Source organism: Candidatus Caldatribacterium sp. (assembly GCA_014359405.1).
Classification (GTDB): domain Bacteria; phylum Atribacterota; class Atribacteria; order Atribacterales; family Caldatribacteriaceae; genus Caldatribacterium; species Caldatribacterium oleiphilum.
In genome coordinates this window covers 1-6,610 of the sequence record JACIZN010000077.1, presented here as the reverse complement: position 1 = coordinate 6,610, position 6,610 = coordinate 1, and the positions used below count along the sequence as shown (strand labels likewise).

Annotated in this window: 8 protein-coding genes and 1 pseudogene (1 of these 9 cut by a window edge); 7 read left to right on the top strand and 2 right to left on the bottom strand. The window is 55.1% G+C overall.

What is annotated here, in order from left to right:
• The 5 genes and pseudogenes from H5U36_07000 to H5U36_06980 all read left to right on the top strand — a co-directional run.
• Positions 1-16: pseudogene (locus H5U36_07000) on the top strand (hypothetical protein); it begins 389 nt to the left of the window's first position.
• On the top strand, positions 13-681 hold the full coding sequence (locus tag H5U36_06995) for a hypothetical protein (protein MBC7217871.1): 669 nt from the start codon (positions 13-15) through the stop codon (positions 679-681). The pseudogene H5U36_07000 and the gene H5U36_06995 overlap by 4 nt, the downstream one beginning before the upstream one ends.
• Before the next feature lie 4 nt (positions 682-685).
• Positions 686-2,638 carry an ATP-binding protein gene (locus H5U36_06990; protein ID MBC7217870.1) on the top strand — a complete coding sequence of 651 codons (1,953 nt, stop codon included), beginning with the start codon at positions 686-688 and terminating at the stop codon, positions 2,636-2,638.
• An 11-nt stretch (positions 2,639-2,649) separates the two neighbouring features.
• Positions 2,650-3,045 (top strand): YjbQ family protein, encoded by a 396-nt coding sequence (locus H5U36_06985; protein ID MBC7217869.1) that lies wholly within the window; start codon positions 2,650-2,652, stop codon positions 3,043-3,045.
• Positions 3,046-4,155 (top strand): uroporphyrinogen-III decarboxylase-like protein, encoded by a 1,110-nt coding sequence (locus H5U36_06980; protein MBC7217868.1) that lies wholly within the window; start codon positions 3,046-3,048, stop codon positions 4,153-4,155. It abuts the gene before it with no gap.
• A 5-nt stretch (positions 4,156-4,160) separates the two neighbouring features.
• Here H5U36_06980 and H5U36_06975 read toward each other — a convergent pair whose 3' ends face one another.
• Positions 4,161-4,730, bottom strand: coding sequence for a DUF2271 domain-containing protein (locus tag H5U36_06975; GenBank protein ID MBC7217867.1), 570 nt, complete (start codon positions 4,728-4,730; stop codon positions 4,161-4,163).
• Positions 4,718-5,464, bottom strand: a complete 747-nt coding sequence (locus tag H5U36_06970; protein ID MBC7217866.1) for an MBL fold metallo-hydrolase — start codon at positions 5,462-5,464, stop codon at positions 4,718-4,720. The genes H5U36_06975 and H5U36_06970 overlap by 13 nt, the downstream gene beginning before the upstream one ends.
• 86 nt (positions 5,465-5,550) lie before the next feature.
• Between H5U36_06970 and H5U36_06965 the strand changes: the two genes are divergently transcribed.
• Positions 5,551-5,901 (top strand): carboxypeptidase regulatory-like domain-containing protein, encoded by a 351-nt coding sequence (locus tag H5U36_06965; GenBank protein MBC7217865.1) that lies wholly within the window; start codon positions 5,551-5,553, stop codon positions 5,899-5,901.
• Position 5,902: 1 nt separating this feature from the next.
• Positions 5,903-6,508, top strand: coding sequence for a carboxypeptidase regulatory-like domain-containing protein (locus H5U36_06960; protein ID MBC7217864.1), 606 nt, complete (start codon positions 5,903-5,905; stop codon positions 6,506-6,508).
• Positions 6,509-6,610 lie beyond the last annotated feature (102 nt).

Genomic DNA, 6,610 nt, shown 5'->3' with positions numbered 1-6,610 from the left:
CTTGCTCTTGAAATGAACGTGGAGCATCCAGAAATCGACCTTGGGATGGGAATGGTTTTCCACCTTGAGGAGACAAAGCGGCTTGCCCGGTTCACTCCCGATACTGAAGTGGCCCGGCAGGCAATCCTCAACGTCATGCAACGCCTGGAGCAGGCAGTGGTCAAGCGTCTGCTCTCCCAGAGCGCTCCAGTCATCAAGGACGGCACGATTCATTTCATCGACCCTCCCTCCTTTACGCCTCTTGTTGGTCCCTGTGGACTGGTGAAGAGGGTGGAGGAGCTCCGCCTTCCTCGGGAATGGCTTGAGAACCTCTTGCACCTTGGGAAGGGCAAGCGAACGCCTTTTGTGGCGGGGTTTTTGGGGAAAGACCGGACCGATATTCTGCGGATTTTCTCGTACCTGCGCCTTGTGGAAGATTCTGCTTTTCCCTGGAAAGGCCTTGTTCGTCTTGAAGTTGTGGTACCAGCGGAAGCCTTTCCTCAGCTTCGGGAAGAGGTGAGTCGATTCTTCGATGGTCTCTGTAGAGTCCTTCCCGATCTTACCGGGGACTACCCTTGGAAGAGGCTCCCGGAGAACCTCTTTCCGGTGATTGCCCTTGAAGAGCGCCTGAATCAGCACTTTGCTCCTTCGGGTCTTGTCCAGGAACTCGTCCGACGGGTACTCTGGAGAGGAAAGAGGTGAAAACATGGAAGAAAAAATGGAGGCCATTGGGACCGTTACGGGGCTTCGAGAGGTTACCCCCTACACCTTTTGGGTGCGGATGCACCCCTCGTTTGCTTCTGGCCTTCGCCTTGAAGCCCTCGTGCGGGTGGACTTTTCCTGGGGAAATGAGAGTTTCCGCCTCTACGGAGTGGTCAACGAGGTCGTTGCTTCCTGGGATGGAACGGTAACCACGGGGTACCAGGAGGAAGCGTACGCCGAAGGACGCTACAGCGGAGTCACCATCTACCTCGGACAGGTGGTGGTGACCCGAACGCTTAAAAGAGAGGGAAACCACTTCGTCACCGTTCCTTCTCTTGTTCCTCCCCCGGTGGGGGAGCGGGTTTTCCTTGCTTCTCCAGAAGAGACCGATGTGGCTTTAGGGTTTGACGAGGTGAAGAAAGCCCGGAGGGCGCTTCCCTGCGGAGTACTCTCGAATAACGAGGTTGCCTATCTTGACGTACGGTACCTTCTTGGGGATAACGGAGCCCATGTGAACGTGAGCGGCCAATCAGGGGTGGCGGCAAAGACCTCGTACGCGACCTTTCTTCTCTGGATGATGCTCAACTATCCCAGGGCCTCAGAATGCTTTCTCTCTGGAGATGTGGCCACCTTTCTCCGAAACAGCCGGGCAATTGTCTTCAACGTGAAGGGAGAGAGCCTCCTTTTCCTCGACCACTGGAATAGCGAGTGGGAAGGGGCAGGAGACTCAAGGCAATTTGAGCTCTGGCAGGACATGTTCCGGCGTTTCGGAGTGGAAGCCCGACCCTTTGAAAATGTGGCCGTTGCGGTTCCTCCAAGGTCCGATGGCCGACCGCACCTTTTCCACTCTCGGGACCGGGTTCAGATTTACGGGTGGGATATCCTCGATATCGTGGAACTTGGGCTTCTGCCTCTCTTTTTCGATCCCGAGGAGCTTGAGAGAAACCCGAACTTCTCCCTGGCGGTCTCCGTTATTGAAGACTTCCTCCGGGAGCAGTATGAGCGCCTTGTCAAGGAGGCAAGATCAGAGCTCTTTGACAAGGACACTCCCTACCTTGAGGAGAACGTTCGCTTTTCCTGCGAGGGGCTTGACAATCGGACCTTGGTGCGGGTGTACCTTGCGGTATCCGGGGAAGACCCTTCCTTCATGCTCCGGCGCTTCGTGCTCCCCAATTCCCTTCGCGACCTTGTGGGGTTCCTCCATGGGTACACCGAGGAGGAAGAGCTCCAGGCGCTCTCAAGAGCCCTTGACGAGGAAAAGGTGGACGAAAGGACGGTTTTTGCCATTTCCAGGCGACTCCGCTTGGCAGAACGAAGCGGCCTTGGGAAGCTCTGGCGAAGCATTCCCTTCTCCCCTCAGAGGGTTCTCACAAACCCTCCGCGGCCTGAGTACATGCTCTCCTGGAGTCGCCCTGGAGGGGTGACTGTAGTCGATATTGCAAAGCTTCCCCCTCGGGGGCAGGCTTTCGTCGTCGGTGCGGTCCTTCGGGAAATCCTCTGGGCGAAGGAACAGGACCTTTTGAAGGAACCGGTTTTCGTGTACCTTGATGAGCTCAATAAGTACGCTCCTCGGGAGGGAGGAGGATTCCTGGGGCAGATTTTCCGGGACGTGGCCGAGCGGGGGCGTTCATTCCGAATCGTCCTCATTGGGGCAGAGCAAACGGCCTCCCAGGTCGATTACCGGGTTGTCACCCAGGCGGCTACAACGGTTGTGGGGAGGCAGAAGTATGCCGAGCTCAGCAAAGAGGAGTACGCCCATCTCCAGGGGGTTCTCCGGGAGAAGGCAGCAGCTCTCCTTCCGGGTGAGGTCATCGTGGACCAGCCCTTCTTCCGCCTTCCCCTTACCGTTCGTTTCCCTCTGACCCCCTGGGCAACTTCTGAAGAGAAGCGTACCTTCCGCTACGGCGAGGATGTGGCACCGCTTTCAGAAGAAGAGTTCAAGAAGCTCTTTGAGTGAGGGGTGGGACAATGCGGGAATTCACTGTTGCTACGCGGCGGAAAGAGGAAATGGTGAACATCACCTCTCTTGTGCGGCAGGCAGTACAGGAATCGGGAAAAATTCGGGGAATCTGCACGGTTTACGTCCCCCACACCACTGCAGGAGTAACCATCAACGAGAGTGCTGACCCGGATGTCGTCCTTGATATTCTCCGGGGCCTCCGCCACGTGGTCCCTGATAACCTCCCTTACGAGCATGGGGAAGGGAACGCCCCGGCGCACGTGAAGGCCTCTCTGGTTGGTTCTTCGGTTACGGTGATTTTTGAGGATGGAAAACCTCTTTTGGGGACCTGGCAGGGAGTGTTCCTCTGCGAGTTCGATGGACCAAGGCAGCGCCGGGTCTGGGTCCAGATTGTGGGGGAGTAAATGCGCATCATCGAGTGGATAGAAAAGGACCTCTTTGAGCCGAATTTTGCCGAGTTTGTTGCCGTTCTGACCCGAAAGAAGAAGCCCCGGCGGGTTCACTTTGCGGAACTCCTTGTGGACCCTGAGGTTGTCGGTGAAGTGACACGGCGCTTTTTCGGAGAAACCCTTGCACCACCGGAAAAGGAAACCATGCCCCTTTTCCTCCGCCAATACGTCCGCTTCTTCAAGCGCTTAGGGTACGACTACTGCATTTTTGTGGATGTTCCGGGGATGGGCCTTCACTTCCCCGGAAAGGTCCGAAGAGGTGAGGATACGGCCTTGCTCTCCCGGGGGATACGGGAGTGGGTGGAAGAGTCAAAAGGAGCAATCACCTCCTGGGATGACTTTGTCGCTTACCCCTGGCCTCAGGTGTCCTTCCTCGATTTTTCCCCTTATGAAGAGCTCTCCCGCATCCTCCCGGAGGGCATGAAGCTTCTCCTCAACGCCTGTGGCGGGGTCTTTGAAGTTGTGAGCGAGACGCTCCTTGGGTTTGAAGGCCTCTCTTTCCTCCTCTACGAGAATCGACCTCTTGTGAAAGCCGTCTTTGAGAGGGTGGGAGAAATCACCTTTTCCTTCTACCGGGAACTCATCGATCTCGACATTGTGGGAGGAATCTTCCAGGGGGATGACTGGGGGTATCGGAGCGCAACCTTTCTCTCTCCCCGGGATCTTGCGGAATTCGTTTTTCCCTGGCACAAGAGAATTTGCAATCTCGCCCAGGAGAAAGGGAAGTGCTACTTCCTTCACTCCTGTGGGAACATCTACCAGGTTTTTGACCGGTTCCTTGAAGAGGTTCCCATCGATGCCTTCCATTCTTTCCAGGATGAAATTCTGCCGGTTACAGAATTTGCCAGACGTTACGGGAACCGGGTGGGTATCCTTGGGGGTGTGGACCTTGATAAACTCATTCGTCTCCCTGAAGACGACCTCCGCCGCTACGTTCGCGGAATCCTCTCCTCCCTTGCCCCTCAAGGCGGTTTTGCCCTGGGTTCGGGAAACTCCATTGCGAACTATGTCCCCCTGAGCCAGTACCTTGTGATGCTCGACGAGGGACTTTGTTTTTCCCTGTAGGGACTCTACGGACGCAGAGCCTGGTACCTTGCTCTGACGTTCGTGATCATTCCTTCGTTTTCCTTTCCCCCGAAATGTTCCACCTTGATGGGGATGGAGTCCACGCTTTCCCCGCCATAGGTGAAGGTTCCCGTGATGAGCACTCGACTTGACCAGTAGAGGGTGGCTTCGATGACGAAACGGTACGTTCCAGGGGGAACGAAATTGCCTTTCTCATCCCTTCCATCCCAGGTGTAGAGCTGGGTTCCGCTCTTGGGGGTTGCTCCTGTGATGGCGTCGATTTCTTGAGGCGCCCGGGAAGCGGGATTGGCTTTCTTGACCCAGGTGGGAAGGCAATCGGGCCGTCTCAGGTAACCTCCACGTCCTGTGAACCCGGTGACGAAAAGGGTTTTTACGAGATTCCCCTGCGCATCTTCAATCCACACGGCGTACTGGTTCGAGGCAATGGTCCGCTGCCTTGTGAAATCAAAGGAGATTTCGAGAATTCCCTGGCTTTTCCCTTCCTGGGCAAGGGCAAAAGAGATGGGAAGAAGGGAAAAAGCCACGACGAAGAAGAGAGCACTCACCCTGTCCATACGCGCATCACCCAGACTTCCAGAGTTTCTGGAAGGTCTTCTTTTTTGAGAACCAAAGGAGAATCCAGGGTCTTGACCTTCCATTCTTTTACCTCCCTTAGGAACTCCTCTAAGGGTGCAATGGGCCAGTCTTTTGTAGCTTCGGTCCGGTAGTGCATGGGAACGACGACCCGTGGGGTAAGGTTCTCGATGAGCTCGACGATGCGGTCTGGGGGAAGGGTATAATGGCCTCCTGTTGGAACGAAGAGAATGTCAACGCCTTTGAGCTTCTCCATCACCTCCTTCTCCGGAATTGCTCCAATATCCCCAAGGTGGGCAAGAAGCATACCCTCTCCCTCAAGGACGAGGATAGCGTTTTTGCCCCGGAGCTTCCCCTGGGTGTCGTCGTGGTACGAGGGAAGGGCAAAGATGTGCACTCCCTTGATGGTCGCGTCAAAGAGGTTCCATTCGGCTCCCTTATTCTTTGTCCCCACGAAAATCTGGGTGCTCTCGGCAAAGCCGTCGAAGAAGTGGTCGAAGTGCTCGTGAGAGCTTGCCAGGGCATCGACTGCAAGACCTTCGGGAATTCGGTAGCCAACCTGCGGAGCAAAGGGGTCAAGGATGCACCGGAAACCACTTTCGAAGCTCAGGAAGAAAGCAGAATGGCCGAGATAGCGAATTTCAAGGGCTTCTCCCTGGATGGCCAAAAGGAGAAAAAGCGCAAGGCTCAGAAGGAGTACTCTTTTCACGCTCATCCCTCCTTTTCTCTATCATACCACATCGCTTGAGATGGCAAAAAATTTTATCCAGAGAGGTTGCATCCTTTGGTGGAGGTCGTGCTATGAGAAGGTATCTCCTTGGCATCTTTCTTTTTACCATTTTCTTCCTTGCCGGATGCGGAGTCCGGTGGCAGATGAAGGATACCTACATCTTCGTCTACGAGCTTGAGCCGAATTCCCCGGAAGGATACGTCCTGCCGGTGCCTTTGGCCCAGGTTTCGGTGACGGGGAGTGTCAGTGCCGTCCGGTACACCGATACCAACGGCAGGGCTCATTTCCAGCTTCCTCCTGGAACATACACGGTCTCCATCACGAAGAATGGGTATCTGCCGCTCAGTGATACCATAACCATTTACACCCTTGAGCTCACTCCCGGCCGGTACGTCTACTACCTTGCCCGTCAGGGTGGTTGACATGGCAAAGGTTTTGCCTCTTTTGCTCTCCTTTTTCCTCCTCTCGGGGTGTCTTGGTAACCTTGCTCCCTTGCCCTCGGTGCATCCTCTTGTTACCGTGACGGGGAAAGTGGTGGATGCTGTGACAGGAGAAGGCATTGCAGGTGCCCAGGTGATGCTTCGGGATTTCCCGGAACGCTTTGATCTCACCGCTTCTGATGGATCGTTTTTCCTTCCCCGTGTTCCTTCGGGACGCCAGGTTTTCGTGGTATCCTCCGCGGGGTATGAAGAGAAGAGCGAGGCCGTGGATGTTCCTGCTCATACCTCTTCTTTTTCCCTCACCATTGAGCTTGCACCTCTTTTAGGAAAACTGGTAGGATATGTTTGGGATGAAGAGGGCAATCCTGTGGCTGGTGCAAAAGTAACGGTTAACGAACTGTACACAACAACCACAGGCGAAGACGGAAGCTTCAATCTGAGCAATCTCCCCGTTGGCAAGGCTGTGCTTGTAGTGGAAAAGGAGGGTTTTGTCCCATCCGTGCAAGAGGTTGAAATTATCTACCTTTCTGTCACGGTGGTGGAAGTGACCCTTACCCGTCCCTCACCTCCAGAGGGTAACGCAGAGTAGGGAGGAGGATGACAGAATTGGCAGAGACTTTTGACATGGAGCGGTACTTGGGGGTCTTCCTTGAAGAAGTTGAGGAGCACATAGAGTGCCTTGAGGAGAACC

Bases quoted from the DNA above. Each gene is read 5' to 3' on its own strand.
- H5U36_06995 (MBC7217871.1), top strand. From the start codon at position 13: ATGAACGTGGAGCATCCAGAAATCGACCTTGGGATGGGAATGGTTTTC.
- H5U36_06990 (MBC7217870.1), top strand. From the start codon at position 686: ATGGAAGAAAAAATGGAGGCCATTGGGACCGTTACGGGGCTTCGAGAG.
- H5U36_06985 (MBC7217869.1), top strand. From the start codon at position 2,650: ATGCGGGAATTCACTGTTGCTACGCGGCGGAAAGAGGAAATGGTGAAC.
- H5U36_06980 (MBC7217868.1), top strand. From the start codon at position 3,046: ATGCGCATCATCGAGTGGATAGAAAAGGACCTCTTTGAGCCGAATTTT.
- H5U36_06975 (MBC7217867.1), bottom strand. From the start codon at position 4,730: ATGGACAGGGTGAGTGCTCTCTTCTTCGTCGTGGCTTTTTCCCTTCTT.
- H5U36_06970 (MBC7217866.1), bottom strand. From the start codon at position 5,464: ATGAGCGTGAAAAGAGTACTCCTTCTGAGCCTTGCGCTTTTTCTCCTT.
- H5U36_06965 (MBC7217865.1), top strand. From the start codon at position 5,551: ATGAGAAGGTATCTCCTTGGCATCTTTCTTTTTACCATTTTCTTCCTT.
- H5U36_06960 (MBC7217864.1), top strand. From the start codon at position 5,903: ATGGCAAAGGTTTTGCCTCTTTTGCTCTCCTTTTTCCTCCTCTCGGGG.